Annotated in this window: 17 protein-coding genes; 14 read left to right on the top strand and 3 right to left on the bottom strand. The window is 57.0% G+C overall.

Annotation, left to right across the window (positions count from 1 at the left end; translation table 11 throughout):
- The first annotated feature begins 117 nt into the window (after positions 1–117).
- From F2P67_RS09770 to F2P67_RS09740, 7 genes are read left to right on the top strand one after another with little or no spacing between them, the layout of a single operon-like run.
- A complete protein-coding gene (locus F2P67_RS09770; RefSeq protein WP_166219794.1) occupies positions 118–1,077 on the top strand; it encodes a sugar ABC transporter substrate-binding protein in 960 nt (319 codons plus the stop codon).
- A 56-nt stretch (positions 1,078–1,133) separates the two neighbouring features.
- A complete protein-coding gene (locus F2P67_RS09765; protein ID WP_166219792.1) occupies positions 1,134–2,687 on the top strand; it encodes a sugar ABC transporter ATP-binding protein in 1,554 nt (517 codons plus the stop codon).
- On the top strand, positions 2,684–3,661 hold the full coding sequence (locus tag F2P67_RS09760) for an ABC transporter permease (RefSeq protein WP_166219790.1): 978 nt from the start codon (positions 2,684–2,686) through the stop codon (positions 3,659–3,661). Before F2P67_RS09765 ends, F2P67_RS09760 begins: the two co-directional genes overlap by 4 nt.
- Before the next feature lie 3 nt (positions 3,662–3,664).
- On the top strand, positions 3,665–4,684 hold the full coding sequence (locus tag F2P67_RS09755) for a LacI family DNA-binding transcriptional regulator (RefSeq protein ID WP_166219788.1): 1,020 nt from the start codon (positions 3,665–3,667) through the stop codon (positions 4,682–4,684).
- A 24-nt stretch (positions 4,685–4,708) separates the two neighbouring features.
- Positions 4,709–5,626 (top strand): ribokinase, encoded by a 918-nt coding sequence (gene rbsK, locus F2P67_RS09750; protein ID WP_166219786.1) that lies wholly within the window; start codon positions 4,709–4,711, stop codon positions 5,624–5,626.
- The gene (rbsD, locus tag F2P67_RS09745; RefSeq protein ID WP_166219783.1) at positions 5,623–6,027 is read left to right on the top strand and encodes a D-ribose pyranase; all 405 of its coding nucleotides are present in this window, start codon (positions 5,623–5,625) and stop codon (positions 6,025–6,027) included. Before rbsK ends, rbsD begins: the two co-directional genes overlap by 4 nt.
- 31 nt (positions 6,028–6,058) lie before the next feature.
- Complete coding sequence (locus F2P67_RS09740; RefSeq protein ID WP_166219781.1) at positions 6,059–7,087, top strand: nucleoside hydrolase; 1,029 nt, start codon at positions 6,059–6,061, stop codon at positions 7,085–7,087.
- 33 nt (positions 7,088–7,120) lie between these two features.
- On the opposite strand, the gene F2P67_RS09735 is transcribed toward F2P67_RS09740, so the two are convergent.
- Entirely contained in the window at positions 7,121–7,330 is a 210-nt protein-coding gene (locus tag F2P67_RS09735) for a hypothetical protein (protein WP_166220006.1), read from the bottom strand.
- A 132-nt stretch (positions 7,331–7,462) separates the two neighbouring features.
- On the opposite strand from F2P67_RS09735, the gene F2P67_RS09730 reads away from it, so the two are divergent.
- Complete coding sequence (locus F2P67_RS09730; RefSeq protein WP_166219779.1) at positions 7,463–7,768, top strand: hypothetical protein; 306 nt, start codon at positions 7,463–7,465, stop codon at positions 7,766–7,768.
- 167 nt (positions 7,769–7,935) lie between these two features.
- Positions 7,936–8,253, top strand: coding sequence for an I78 family peptidase inhibitor (locus tag F2P67_RS09725; RefSeq protein WP_166219777.1), 318 nt, complete (start codon positions 7,936–7,938; stop codon positions 8,251–8,253).
- Between the two features lie 71 nt (positions 8,254–8,324).
- Here the strand turns inward: F2P67_RS09725 and F2P67_RS09720 are convergent, their stop codons facing one another.
- Both F2P67_RS09720 and F2P67_RS09715 read right to left on the bottom strand, forming a co-directional pair.
- Positions 8,325–8,537, bottom strand: coding sequence for a cold-shock protein (locus F2P67_RS09720; protein ID WP_003179963.1), 213 nt, complete (start codon positions 8,535–8,537; stop codon positions 8,325–8,327).
- A 290-nt stretch (positions 8,538–8,827) separates the two neighbouring features.
- Complete coding sequence (locus F2P67_RS09715) at positions 8,828–9,130, bottom strand: hypothetical protein (protein ID WP_077571952.1); 303 nt, start codon at positions 9,128–9,130, stop codon at positions 8,828–8,830.
- Positions 9,131–9,501: 371 nt separating this feature from the next.
- Here F2P67_RS09715 and thrS point away from each other — a divergent pair, with 371 nt between their 5' ends.
- The 5 genes from thrS to pheS all read left to right on the top strand — a co-directional run bounded on the left by thrS (position 9,502) and on the right by pheS (position 13,741).
- Positions 9,502–11,424 (top strand): threonine--tRNA ligase, encoded by a 1,923-nt coding sequence (thrS, locus tag F2P67_RS09710; RefSeq protein ID WP_007913488.1) that lies wholly within the window; start codon positions 9,502–9,504, stop codon positions 11,422–11,424.
- The gene (gene infC, locus F2P67_RS09705) at positions 11,424–11,975 is read left to right on the top strand and encodes a translation initiation factor IF-3 (RefSeq protein WP_170929410.1); all 552 of its coding nucleotides are present in this window, start codon (positions 11,424–11,426) and stop codon (positions 11,973–11,975) included. The genes thrS and infC overlap by 1 nt, the downstream gene beginning before the upstream one ends.
- 60 nt (positions 11,976–12,035) lie before the next feature.
- Positions 12,036–12,230 (top strand): 50S ribosomal protein L35, encoded by a 195-nt coding sequence (gene rpmI / locus F2P67_RS09700; protein WP_002553160.1) that lies wholly within the window; start codon positions 12,036–12,038, stop codon positions 12,228–12,230.
- Between the two features lie 28 nt (positions 12,231–12,258).
- Positions 12,259–12,615 carry a 50S ribosomal protein L20 gene (gene rplT / locus F2P67_RS09695; RefSeq protein ID WP_002553161.1) on the top strand — a complete coding sequence of 119 codons (357 nt, stop codon included), beginning with the start codon at positions 12,259–12,261 and terminating at the stop codon, positions 12,613–12,615.
- 109 nt (positions 12,616–12,724) lie between these two features.
- The gene (gene pheS, locus F2P67_RS09690) at positions 12,725–13,741 is read left to right on the top strand and encodes a phenylalanine--tRNA ligase subunit alpha (protein WP_003226365.1); all 1,017 of its coding nucleotides are present in this window, start codon (positions 12,725–12,727) and stop codon (positions 13,739–13,741) included.
- Positions 13,742–13,761: the final 20 nt, after the last annotated feature.

Below are 13,761 nucleotides of genomic sequence, written 5' to 3'. Positions count from 1 at the left end.
TCGATCTACGCAAACGTTTGCGCGCCTCTTTCGATGTAATGTGCCATCGGCGGAAGGTGATGTAGCTTACGTCAGCGCAAACGTTGCTCACAATAATCATAAGATCGGAGTGAACCCATGAAGCTGCCATTCGCTGGACGTCTTCTTGCTGTCGCTATGCTGGCTGCTACAGCCGCCGCACTACCTGTCTCCTCGGCGTTCGCCGAATCTCCTGAAAAACCCAAAGTCGCCCTGGTCATGAAATCGCTGGCCAATGAATTCTTCCTGACCATGGAAGACGGTGCCAAGGCTTACCAGAAAGACCACTCCGCCGATTTCGACCTGATCTCCAACGGCATCAAAGACGAAACCGACACTGCCGGCCAGACCCGCATCGTCGAGCAGATGATTCTGGCCAAGGTCAATGCGCTGGTCATCGCGCCGTCCGACTCCAAGGCGATGGTGCCGGTCATCAAGAAGGCCGTCGATGCCGGCATCACCGTGATCAACATCGACAATCAGCTCGATCCTGCCGTGGTCAAAAGCAAAAACATCAGCGTGCCATTCGTAGGCCCGGACAACCGCAAGGGCGCTCGTCTGGTTGGCGAATACCTGGCCAAGCAGCTGAAGGCCGGTGACGAAGTCGGCATTATTGAAGGTGTGTCCACGACCACCAACGCCCAGCAGCGTACTGCGGGTTTCAAGGATGCGATGGAAGCGGCGCAAATCAAGGTGGTTTCCCTGCAATCCGGTGACTGGGAAATCGACAAGGGCAACAAGGTTGCCGCGTCGATTCTCAGCGAATACCCGGACGTCAAAGCCCTGCTGGCCGGCAACGACAGCATGGCAGTTGGCGCCGTTTCCGCAGTCCGCGCTGCCGGCAAGGCCGGTCAGGTACAAGTGGTCGGTTACGACAACATCAATGCGATTCAGCCAATGTTGAAAGACGGCCGCGTGCTGGCCACTGCTGACCAGTATGCAGCCAAACAAGCTGTGTTCGGCATCGAGACCGCGCTGAAAATCATCAAGGGCGAGAAAGTCGACAGCGGCGCCAACGGCGTCATCGAAACCCCGGTCGAGCTGGTCACCAAGAAGTAGTCCTTCGGCGACACAACGGCGCTCGTCCGTCCGGGCGAGCGCATGGAGAGTTTTTTATGTCAGTTTCCGCCCCGAACGCTGTCCTCTCGGTCAGCGGTATCGGTAAGACTTACGCGCAACCGGTGCTCACCGGCATCGATTTGACGCTGATGCGCGGTGAAGTGCTGGCGCTGACCGGCGAGAATGGCGCCGGTAAAAGCACCCTCTCGAAGATCATTGGCGGTCTGGTCACCCCGACGACCGGCCAGATGCAATTCCAGGGCAAGGACTATCGTCCGGGCAGCCGTACCCAGGCCGAAGATCTTGGCGTGCGCATGGTCATGCAAGAACTCAATCTGTTGCCGACGCTGTCGGTGGCGGAAAATCTGTTTCTCGACAACCTGCCGAGTAATGGTGGCTGGATCAGCCGCAAACAATTGCGCAAAGCCGCTATCGAAGCCATGGCGCAAGTCGGCCTCGATGCGATCGATCCGGACACGCTGGTCGGCGAGTTGGGTATCGGGCATCAGCAGATGGTCGAAATCGCCCGCAACCTGATCGGCGATTGCCATGTGCTGATTCTCGATGAGCCGACCGCGATGCTCACGGCGCGCGAAGTCGAAATGCTCTTTGAGCAGATCACCCGATTGCAGGCGCGTGGCGTCTCGATCATCTACATTTCCCACCGCCTCGAAGAACTGGCCCGGGTGGCGCAGCGCATCGCAGTGCTGCGCGACGGTAATCTGGTCTGTGTCGAGCCAATGGCCAATTACAACAGTGAGCAACTGGTCACGTTGATGGTCGGCCGGGAACTGGGCGAACACATCGACCTCGGCCCGCGCAAAATCGGCGCGCCGATGTTGACGGTTAACGGTCTGACGCGATCGGACAAGGTGCGCGACGTCTCGTTCGAAGTGCGTGCCGGCGAGATTTTCGGGATTTCCGGATTGATCGGGGCGGGCCGTACCGAGTTGCTGCGCCTGATTTTCGGCGCCGATGTGGCCGACAGCGGCACGATATCTCTGGGCTCGCCCGCGCAGGTCGTGAGTATTCGATCGCCCGTCGATGCGGTGCGCAATGGCATCGCGCTGATCACCGAAGACCGTAAAGGCGAAGGTTTGCTGCTCAGTCAGTCGATTAGCGCCAACATTGCTTTGGGCAATATGCCGGACATTTCCAGCGGCGGTTTCGTCAACAATGGCGATGAAATTTCCTTGGCTCAGCGTCAGATCGACGCCATGCGCATCCGCAGTTCCAGCCCGACACAGCTTGTCTCGGAGTTGTCCGGGGGCAACCAGCAGAAGGTAGTAATCGGCCGCTGGCTGGAGCGTGATTGCTCGGTGCTGCTGTTCGATGAGCCTACTCGTGGCATCGATGTCGGCGCCAAGTTCGACATTTATGCCTTGCTCGGCGAACTGACTCGCCAGGGCAAAGCGCTGGTGGTGGTGTCCAGTGATCTGCGCGAATTGATGCTGATCTGCGATCGCATCGGCGTGCTCTCGGCAGGTCGTCTGATCGACACGTTCGAGCGTGACAGTTGGACTCAGGATGATTTGCTTGCCGCCGCGTTCGCCGGCTACCAAAAACGTGATGCGTTGCTCAACGAAGCGGCGCCTAGGGATCTCCCATGAAAACTGCAACTTCCGCCGGCAAACGTAGTGGCAACTTCTATGGCTTGGGCACTTATCTGGGCCTGGCCGGCGCCTTGCTGGCGATGGTCGCGCTGTTCTCGGTCTTGAGCAGCCACTTTCTCTCCTATAACACCTTCAGCACCCTGGCCAACCAGATTCCCGATTTGATGGTGCTGGCGGTCGGCATGACCTTCGTGCTGATCATCGGCGGTATCGACCTTTCGGTGGGCTCGGTGCTGGCGCTCGCCGCTTCGACGGTCAGTGTGGCGATTCTGGGCTGGGGCTGGGGCGTGTTGCCCTCGGCATTGCTGGGTATGGCTGTGGCGGCGCTGGCCGGCACTGTCACCGGATCGATCACAGTAGCGTGGCGAATTCCGTCGTTCATCGTGTCCCTGGGCGTGCTGGAAATGGCGCGCGGCCTGGCGTATCAGATGACCGGTTCGCGCACCGCTTACATCGGTGATTCATTTGCCTGGCTGTCGAATCCGATCGCGTTCGGTATCTCGCCGTCGTTCATCATTGCCTTGCTGGTGATCTTCATTGCGCAGGCAGTTCTGACGCGTACCGTGTTCGGTCGCTACCTGATCGGTATCGGCACCAATGAAGAAGCAGTACGTCTGGCAGGGATCAATCCCAAACCCTACAAAATTCTGGTGTTCAGCCTGATGGGGCTGTTGGCCGGTATCGCTGCACTGTTTCAGATTTCGCGTCTGGAAGCGGCCGACCCGAACGCCGGCTCCGGTCTCGAACTGCAAGTGATCGCCGCCGTGGTGATCGGCGGCACGAGCCTGATGGGCGGGCGCGGTTCGGTGATCAGCACGTTCTTCGGAGTATTGATCATCTCCGTACTGGCGGCGGGTCTGGCGCAGATCGGTGCGACCGAACCGACCAAGCGCATCATCACCGGTGCGGTCATCGTCATTGCCGTGGTGCTCGACACCTATCGCAGTCAACGCGCAAGTCGACGGGGCTGAACCATGGCAACAATCAAGGATGTGGCCGCGCTCGCCGGGATTTCCTATACGACTGTGTCCCACGTGGTGAACAATACGCGGCCGGTCAGCCAGGAAGTCCGGCGAAAGGTCGAGGCAGCCATCAAGAGCCTCGACTACGTGCCCAGCGCTGTGGCGCGTTCACTGAAGGCCAAGACCACCGCGACCATTGGTTTGCTGGTGCCCAACAGCCTCAACCCGTACTTCGCTGAGCTGGCGCGGGGCATCGAGGATTACTGCGAGCGTAATGGCTACTGCGTGATCCTCTGCAACTCCGACGACAACCCGGAAAAGCAGCGTAGCTATTTGCGCGTATTGCTGGAAAAGCGCATCGATGGGCTGATTGTTGCCTCAGCCGGTGGCGACAGTGGCCTGGCGCAAGGACTTGCCGGTGTGAAAACGCCAATGGTCATCGTCGACCGTGGTCTGGATGGTGTCGATGCCGATCTGGTGCGCATCGATCATGAGTACGGCGCTTACCTCGCCACCCGCCATCTGCTCGAGCTGGGGCATCGTGACATTGCCACCATCGGCGGCCCGGCCAGTACCAGCGTGGCGCAGATGCGTCAGGCCGGGTATTGCCGTGCGCTGAAAGAGGCGGGCATTGAGGTGCGCCAGGAGCGCATGCTGGAAAGTGATTTCACCAGCACTGGCGGCTACAACGCGGCGGCGAGCCTGCTTGAAACCAATCCGCCGAGCGCCATTTTTGCCGGTAACGACATGATCGGTATCGGTGTCCTGCGCGCTGCGGCAGAAAGGAATGTGCGAGTGCCAGCCGAGTTGTCGGTGATCGGCTTCGACGATATCCAAATGAGCCGTTACGTATATCCGGCGCTGACCACGGTCGGCCAATCGATCCTGCAGTTAGGAGAGATGGCCGCAGAAGTATTGTTGCGAAGGATTGCCACGCCGAATCTGGGCACCGATCAACGGATCGTGACCCCGAGTATTGTCTTGCGCGAATCGACTGCGCCGCTGTCTGGCGTATTCACCGAATACCGCTGAAACCGAATTGACGAGTAATGATGTATGCCCGCAAATGTAGTGGTAATAGGCAGCCTGAACATGGATCTGGTCACCCGGGCGCCACGCCTGCCCCGGGGCGGTGAAACGCTGATCGGCCATTCGTTCGCCACTGTTTCTGGCGGCAAGGGTGCCAATCAGGCTGTGGCCGCTGCACGCTTGGGCGCGCAGGTGGCAATGGTGGGTTGTGTTGGCAACGATGACTATGGCGTGCAGCTGCGCGATGCCTTGCTGGCTGAACAGATTGACTGTCAGGCAGTGAGCGTTGTCGAGGATTCCAGTGGCGTCGCGCTGATTGTCGTCGATGACAACAGTCAGAATGCGATTGTGATCGTCGCTGGCGCCAATGGCGCAATGACGCCTGAGGTCATCGACCGCTTCGATGCCGTGTTGCAGGCTGCCGATGTCGTCATCTGCCAGCTGGAGATTCCGGATGCGACCGTGGGCCATGCACTCAAGCGTGCCCGTGCACTGGGCAAAACCGTGATTCTCAATCCGGCCCCGGCCAGTCGCCCGCTGCCGGCAGACTGGTTTCCGGCGATTGATTACCTGATTCCCAACGAAAGTGAAGCGGCTGCGTTGAGCGGATTGCCGGTCGATTCGTTGAAAACTGCAGAAAGCGCCGCAAGCCATTTGATTGCAATGGGGGCGGGCAAAGTCATCATCACGCTTGGCGCTGAAGGTTCGTTATTCGCCAATGGCACAGGTTTCGAGCATTTCCCTGCACCTAAAGTGAAGGCCGTCGACACCACGGCGGCGGGCGACACCTTCGTCGGCGGTTTCGCTGCGGCCCTGGCCAGTGGCAAATCCGAAGCCGAGGCGATCCGCTACGGGCAGATTGCCGCTGCGCTGTCGGTTACTCGTGCCGGCGCACAACCCTCCATTCCAACCCAATCCGACGTACAGGCCTTCAAACCCGCATGAAAAAGACTCCTTTGCTCAACGTCGCGTTGTCGCGTCTGATTGCGTCCCTTGGCCATGGCGACATGGTGGTCATTGGTGATGCCGGGCTGCCCGTGCCGCCGGGCGTCGAATTGATCGACCTGGCGCTGACCCATGGCGTTCCTGATTTCGTCAGCACGTTGAAAGTCGTGCTGAGCGAGATGCAGGTAGAAAGCCATGCGCTGGCCAAGGAAATTTTCGACAAGCAACCGACAGCGCTGACCTCGCTGGATGAGTTGAACGAAGAGGGTGCACTGGGTCGTCGCGACCTGCTCAGTCACGAGCAATTCAAGGTTCTCAGCCGGCAGGCTCGAGCGATTGTGCGTACCGGCGAATGTCAGCCGTACTGCAACATCGTGCTGGTGGCTGGGGTTACTTTCTGATTTTCGTTTTCACATGCACAAGGAATGCGCCATGCAACGCTATGCTCAAAAACTGCATCAACTGATCCGGAGTCTGCTGCTTTTGTCCGTGATAACTGCAACCGGCGCTCATGCGGCGGAAAAAATCGATCTGATCATCGACACTGATCCGGGTGCCGACGACGTGGTCGCCTTGCTGTTCGCGCTGGCCTCGCCGGACGAACTGAATATTCGAGCGCTGACCACCGTGGCTGGCAACGTACGTCTCGACAAGACTTCGCGAAACGCACGCCTGGCTCGCGAGTGGGCAGGGCGCGAGGATGTACCGGTGTACGCCGGCGCACCAAAACCGCTGATGCGTACGCCGATTTACGCCGAGAACATCCATGGCAAGGAAGGCCTGTCGGGTGTCACCGTGCACGAGCCGAAAAAGGGCCTGGCTGAAGGCAATGCGGTCAACTATTTGATCGACACCTTGAAAAAAGCCAAACCGCACAGCATCACCATCGCCATGCTCGGTCCGCAGACCAATCTGGCGCTGGCGCTGATCCAGGAACCCGAGATTGTTCAGGGCATCAAGGAGGTCGTGATCATGGGTGGCGCGCACTTCAACGGTGGCAACATCACCCCGGTGGCCGAATTCAACCTGTTTGCCGATCCGCAAGCGGCTGAAGTAGTGCTCAAGAGCGGCGTGAAATTGACCTATCTGCCGCTGGACGTGACGCACAAGATTCTCACCAGTGACGCGCGTCTGAAGCAGATCGCAGCGCTCAACAACAACGCGAGCAAGATTGTCAGCGACATCCTCAACGAGTACATCAAAGGGGATATGGAGCATTACGGCATCCCGGGCGGCCCGGTGCATGACGCGACTGTTATCGCCTACCTGCTCAAGCCGGAACTGTTTACCGGTCGCTCGGTGAATGTCGCTGTTGATAGCCGTGAAGGGATCACTTTCGGTCAGACCGTCGTTGATTGGTATGACGGCCTGAAGCAACCGAAAAATGCCTTCTGGGTCGAAAATGGCGATGCCCAGGGCTTCTTCGACTTGCTGACCGAGCGCCTGAAACGTCTCAAGTAAGGCAAAGACCCGCAGGTGCCAGCCTGCGGGTCGTTACTCCCTCTCAGTGTCCGGTGTGCCTTTGGGCTGCTGATACCTCTCGAACACCTGTGCAATAAACGTTTGCGCGCCTTGTGTTCCCATCGTCTTGACCAGCAGATCAATGCTGATCAGTGCCAGCTCTTCCGAGCTGCCCGGGCTATATGAACTGTGCCCCTTCGGCCACAGGACTTTGATGTCGGCATTGATGCTTACGGTGCTCATGAGTGCGCTCGAAAAGTCGGGAATGTCCGAGAGCGAGTTAACCACTTTGTCACGGGTTTGGCACTGCGACTTAGGCATGAACGCAGCGCTATGCGACACTTGGTCTTTTCCGGCTTATCCAAGGATCGTGCTGTGCAGATCGATTTGAATACCCCTGACGGCCTTACGCTAGACGCGGTACGCCAGTTGCTCGCTTCGGCCAGCGACGACGAACATACGCAACTGCGCGTGACCAAGAGCGGCATCGCCTATATCTCTTCGGGAGTCACTGGCGGGCAGGATATCGATGGCCTGCTGTTTCGTCTTGAAACCTGGGCCAAGGGCTCGGGTTACGTGGGAAATGTCGCGGCGAGCGACGAGGTGTGGGTGATGCAGATTTTCAACGCGCTCAAAGACAACTGGCCGAACCCGCCGTACGACTACATCGACGTTTATTGAGTTCGTTAATATCCAGTCACGATTGATTGGAGAATTTATGGGGGCCGCTGAGGCACACTCGGCGTTTTTCCGGTTGTGGGGCAGGGTGATGGCATCGCCGTGAAACCAAACGCCGGATCGGCGGTCGCACAATCTCAGCTTAACTTTTTTGAATACAAGGAGGCTTCATGCCTTTGAAGTTCGCGACACTGGGTGCACTTATGGCCGCTGCCATGTTGGCCGGTTGCAGTACGACCTCCAGCGAGTCGGCAAAGGATCCAGTGGCAACCGAATCCGGTCACAGCCGCTGCGAAGCAACGGCGGCGGAGTTCGCCATTGGCAAGAAAGCTTCGCCAGAGTTGCTGGAGCAAGCCCGGGCCAAGGCTGGCGCGCAAAATGCGCGTTTCCTCAAGCCCAATGACATGATCACGTTGGAGTACCGCTCCGATCGCCTGAACCTGAACACCGACAACGGCCTGGTGGTTACCCGCGTCAACTGCGGCTGATCCCGGGCACTTTTGTTTCAGGCATAAAAAACCCCGTCACATGGACGGGGTTTTTTTAGTGCGCCGAGAAATTACTCTGGGCGAACCTGTGCAGCTTGCATACCCTTTTGGCCTTTCTCAGCCACGAAGGAAACGGTCTGGCCTTCTTTCAGGCTTTTGAAACCGTCGGATTCGATAGCTTTGAAGTGTACGAACAGGTCGTCACCGCCACCTTGAGGAGTGATGAAGCCGAAGCCTTTTTCATCGTTGAACCATTTAACGGTGCCGGTTTGGCGATTAGACATGGTGTATCTCCAAGAAACATATATTTTCAGTAGTACTGTGCTGCTCAGGCCAACTGGGCACACCGGAGTATCATAGTCGAAATGTTCGCTTTGGTAGCCCCCCGGACGTGCTGTTTGCCAATCAGTCGTGTTTTCTTTACTGCCCATTTGCGCTGAAACCCCCGGTTTCAAAGGCTTTGAGCGAAACGTAAAGACAATAAAAAAACCTGTAAAACCTGCATAAATCGTCCGAAAAGGCTCAAATTCAGCCGTTTTTACGGGCGCTGAGCGGAGTCAGATGCGATTTTTACTTACTTTTTCGCTGGCGTATTGGCCTTGCATTTGGCTATTTGCCCCAACGCTTTCTGCTGTAATTCAGGGGTGGCCTTGTTGTCCATCAGTGCCTGAATATCGCTGGCCGGGTAAGACTTGATGGCATCTGCGCCACAGGCACAGTGAGATTTCGCTGCGGCGGCGCCGATCTGTGGAGTGGCCGCCTGGGTGCACTGCGCCATGTATTTCTCGCGTTCGCCCTTAGGCCAATCGGCGTGGGCGCTCAGTGGCAGCAGCATAACGATGGGGGCGACTACGGCGAATAGGGTATTCAGACGCATGCGAGGATGCTCCTTGTGGGTCAATGTCTTGTTATCTGAGGGTGTAAAGGCCACTCAAGTTCAGCACTCTGGCATAAAAACGGACGATTTGCCTTCCGCTCAAACAGAGGCATAAGTGACCGCTCATCTGTGCTAGCATGCCGGACTCAAGCGTTTACAGGCGCCGGATGACTTCCCGTCCCGGCTGCGGTCAGCGTGCGAATATTCTGATTTGAATCCCAGTCACTCTGGTTCGGTTTTCCGGTTGGCCGCAAGGCTCCTGCCGCTGTAAGGCAGGCGTTCGTCATTGAATGGCCTGGATCGGATCTTGTACTGGCTCATCCCAACCCACGTGACCTTTGGTAGGGGTCACCACTAGGAGAGGAGGCGCCATGCCAACTATTACTCTTCCCGACGGCAGTCAACGTTCATTCGATCACCCGGTTTCCGTAGCCGAGGTCGCCGCATCCATTGGTGCCGGTCTGGCCAAAGCCACTCTGGCCGGCAAGGTCAATGGCCAACTGGTCGACGCCAGCGACATCATCAGCAGCGACGCGACCCTGCAAATCATCACGCCAAAGGATGAAGAGGGGCTGGAGATCATTCGCCACTCTTGCGCCCACCTGGTTGGCCATGCGGTCAAGCAGTTGTACCCGACCGCAAAAATGGTGATCGGGCCGGTCATCGATGAAGGCTTCTATTACGACATCGCCTTCGAACGTCCTTTCACGCCGGACGACATGGCTGCCATCGAACAGCGCATGCAACAGCTGATTGAAAAAGATTACGACGTCATCAAGAAAGTCACTCCGCGTGCCGAAGTGATCGAAGTGTTCAAGGCCCGCGGCGAAGACTACAAGCTGCGTCTGGTCGAAGACATGCCGAACGAGCAGGCGATGGGCCTGTACTATCACGAAGAATACGTCGACATGTGCCGCGGTCCGCATGTGCCGAACACCCGCTTTCTGAAATCCTTCAAGCTGACCAAGTTGTCGGGCGCCTACTGGCGCGGCGACGCCAAGAACGAGCAATTGCAGCGCGTGTATGGCACCGCTTGGGCAGACAAGAAGCAACTGGCGGCTTACATCCAGCGCATCGAAGAAGCTGAAAAGCGCGATCACCGCAAGATCGGCAAGCGTCTGGGCCTGTTCCACACCCAGGAAGAATCCCCGGGCATGGTGTTCTGGCACCCGAACGGCTGGACTCTGTACCAGGTGCTTGAGCAGTACATGCGCAAGATTCAGCGCGACAACGGCTACCTCGAGATCAAGACACCGCAAGTGGTTGACCGCAGCCTGTGGGAGAAATCCGGGCACTGGGCCAATTACGCCGACAACATGTTCACCACGCAGTCGGAAAACCGCGATTACGCCATCAAGCCAATGAACTGCCCATGCCACGTGCAGGTATTCAACCAGGGCTTGAAGAGCTACCGCGAACTGCCGATGCGTCTGGCGGAGTTCGGTGCCTGCCACCGTAACGAGCCGTCGGGTGCGCTGCACGGCATCATGCGTGTGCGTGCGTTCACTCAGGACGACGCCCACATCTTCTGTACAGAAGAGCAGATGCAGGCTGAATCCGCTGCGTTCATCAAGCTGACCATGGACGTTTATCGTGACTTCGGCTTCACCGATGTCGAGATGAAACTGTCCACTCGTCCGGAAAAACGCGTCGGTTCCGACGAGCTGTGGGATCGCGCTGAAGCAGCACTGGCTGCAGCCCTTGATTCTGCGGGCCTGCCGTACGATCTGCAGCCGGGTGAGGGCGCTTTCTACGGTCCGAAAATCGAATTCTCGCTGAAAGATTGCCTCGGTCGCGTGTGGCAATGTGGTACCTTGCAGCTCGATTTTAACCTGCCTGTCCGTTTGGGCGCTGAATACGTCTCCGAAGACAACAGCCGCAAACACCCGGTGATGTTGCACCGTGCGATCCTCGGTTCCTTTGAGCGTTTCGTCGGGATTCTGATCGAGCACTACGAAGGTGCTTTCCCTGCCTGGCTGGCGCCAACCCAGGCAGTGATCATGAATATCACTGATAAACAGGCAGATTTTGTTGCAGAAGTTGAAAAAACTCTCAACGAAAGCGGATTTCGTGCCAAGTCCGACTTGAGAAATGAAAAGATCGGCTTTAAAATCCGCGAGCATACTTTGCTCAAGGTTCCCTATCTTTTGGTTATCGGAGATAAGGAAGTCGAGATGCAGACTGTCGCTGTGCGTACTCGTGAAGGTGCTGACCTGGGCTCGATGCCCGTCGCCCAGTTCGCTGAGTTTCTCGCGCAAGCGGTTTCCCGGCGTGGTCGCCCAGATTCGGAGTAATTATTATTAAGCGTGAAATGAGACAAGATAAACGAGCTGCACCGAAAGCCCCGATCAACGAGAATATCTCGGCACGCGAGGTTCGGTTAATTGGCGCTGATGGCGAGCAGATTGGCATCGTCTCGATTGATGAAGCGCTTCGTATTGCTGAAGAAGCAAAGCTTGATCTGGTAGAAATCTCTGCTGACGCAGTCCCACCGGTTTGCCGTGTGATGGACTACGGCAAGTCGATCTTCGAAAAGAAGAAGCAGATTGCTGCAGCGAAGAAAAACCAGAAGCAGATTCAGGTTAAAGAAATCAAGTTTCGTCCAGGGACGGAGGAAGGGGATTACCAGGTAAAACTGCGCAACCTGGTACGTTTCCTGAGTGATGGGGACAGGGCCAAGGTATCCTTGCGATTCCGCGGCCGTGAGATGGCCCACCAGGAGCTGGGGATGGAACTCCTCAAGCGGGTTGAAGCTGACCTGCTCGAGTACGGTTCGGTCGAACAGCATCCTAAGATGGAAGGACGCCAGCTGATCATGGTCATCGCCCCGAAAAAGAAGAAGTAATCAACAGGGCACGGCAGGCCTTCTGATTATGTTTATCAACTGAATGCGGAGTATCCGAACATGCCAAAAATGAAAACCAAAAGTGGTGCTGCTAAGCGGTTTCTGAAAACTGCTAACGGTATCAAGCACAAGCACGCTTTCAAGAGCCACATCCTGACTAAAATGTCGACCAAGCGTAAGCGTCAACTGCGCGGTAGCAGCTTGCTGCATCCGTCTGACGTGGCAAAAGTCGAGCGCATGCTGCGCCTTCGTTAATTTTAGTCAAGAATAGAGGAAGTAACTCATGGCTCGTGTAAAGCGTGGCGTCATTGCCCGTAAGCGTCACAAAAAAATTCTGAAACTTGCTAAAGGCTACTACGGCGCACGCTCCCGCGTATTCCGTGTTGCCAAGCAAGCGGTAATCAAGGCAGGCCAATACGCCTACCGTGACCGTCGTCAGAAAAAACGTCAGTTCCGCGCTCTGTGGATCGCTCGTATCAACGCTGGTGCTCGTGTTAACGGTCTGTCCTACAGCCGTTTCATTGCTGGCCTGAAAAAAGCGTCCATCGAGATCGACCGTAAGGTTCTGGCTGATCTGGCAGTGAACGAAAAAGCGGCGTTTGCTGCGATTGTCGAGAAAGCTAAAGCCACCTTGGCTTAAGTACCCCCGACAGTCACCCGGCCTCACCTCTGTGGGGTCAGGTGTTAAACGTCATAAATAGGGGAAGAGCCTTCAAGCTCTTCCCCTATTTTGTATCTGGAGTCTGTACATGGAAAACCTGGATGCGCTGGTCTCTCAAGCACTAGAGGCTGTGCAAAGCGCTGAAGACATCAATGCCCTGGAGCAAATCCGGGTTCAATACCTTGGCAAAAAGGGTGAATTGACTCAGGTGATGAAGACCCTGGGGAATTTGCCGGCAGAAGAGCGTCCGCAAGTCGGCGCCCTGATCAACGTTGCCAAGGAACGTGTAACAGGCGTTCTCAATGCGCGCATGGCCCTGTTTGAAGAAGCCGAACTGGCTGCCAAACTGTCCGCCGAGTCCATTGACGTGACGTTGCCGGGCCGTGGTCAGACCTCCGGTGGTCTGCATCCGGTGACCCGGACTCTGGAACGTGTCGAGCAATTCTTCACCCGCATTGGCTACGGTATCGCCGAAGGCCCTGAGGTCGAAGACGACTACCACAACTTTGAAGCGCTCAACATCCCAGGCCACCACCCGGCCCGGTCGATGCATGACACCTTCTATTTCAACGCCAACATGTTGCTGCGCACCCATACCTCGCCGGTACAGGTCCGCACCATGGAATCGAAACAGCCGCCGATCCGCATCGTCTGCCCAGGCCGTGTATATCGCAGCGACTCCGATATCACCCACTCGCCGATGTTCCACCAGGTCGAAGGCCTGCTGGTTGATCGCGACATCAATTTTGCCGACCTCAAAGGCACCATCGAAGAATTCCTGCGGGTGTTCTTCGAGAAAGAACTGGCCGTGCGTTTCCGTCCTTCGTACTTCCCGTTCACCGAGCCATCCGCTGAAGTCGACATGGAATGCGTGATGTGCAGCGGTAAAGGCTGCCGCGTCTGCAAGCAGACCGGCTGGCTGGAAGTGATGGGCTGCGGCATGGTTCACCCGAACGTGCTGCGCATGTCCGGCATCGACCCGGAAGAGTTCTCCGGCTTTGCCTTTGGCATGGGCGTCGAGCGTCTGGCGATGCTCCGTTACGGCGTGAACGACTTGCGTCTGTTCTTCGACAACGACTTGCGGTTCCTCGCGCAATTTCGCTAGTCGTAACGAATTCTTAGGAG

This window comes from Pseudomonas atagonensis (genome assembly GCF_011369485.1).
Classification (GTDB): domain Bacteria; phylum Pseudomonadota; class Gammaproteobacteria; order Pseudomonadales; family Pseudomonadaceae; genus Aquipseudomonas; species Aquipseudomonas atagonensis.
Note: the sequence above shows the minus strand (reverse complement) of the source record. Positions and strands in the feature narration are given on the sequence as shown.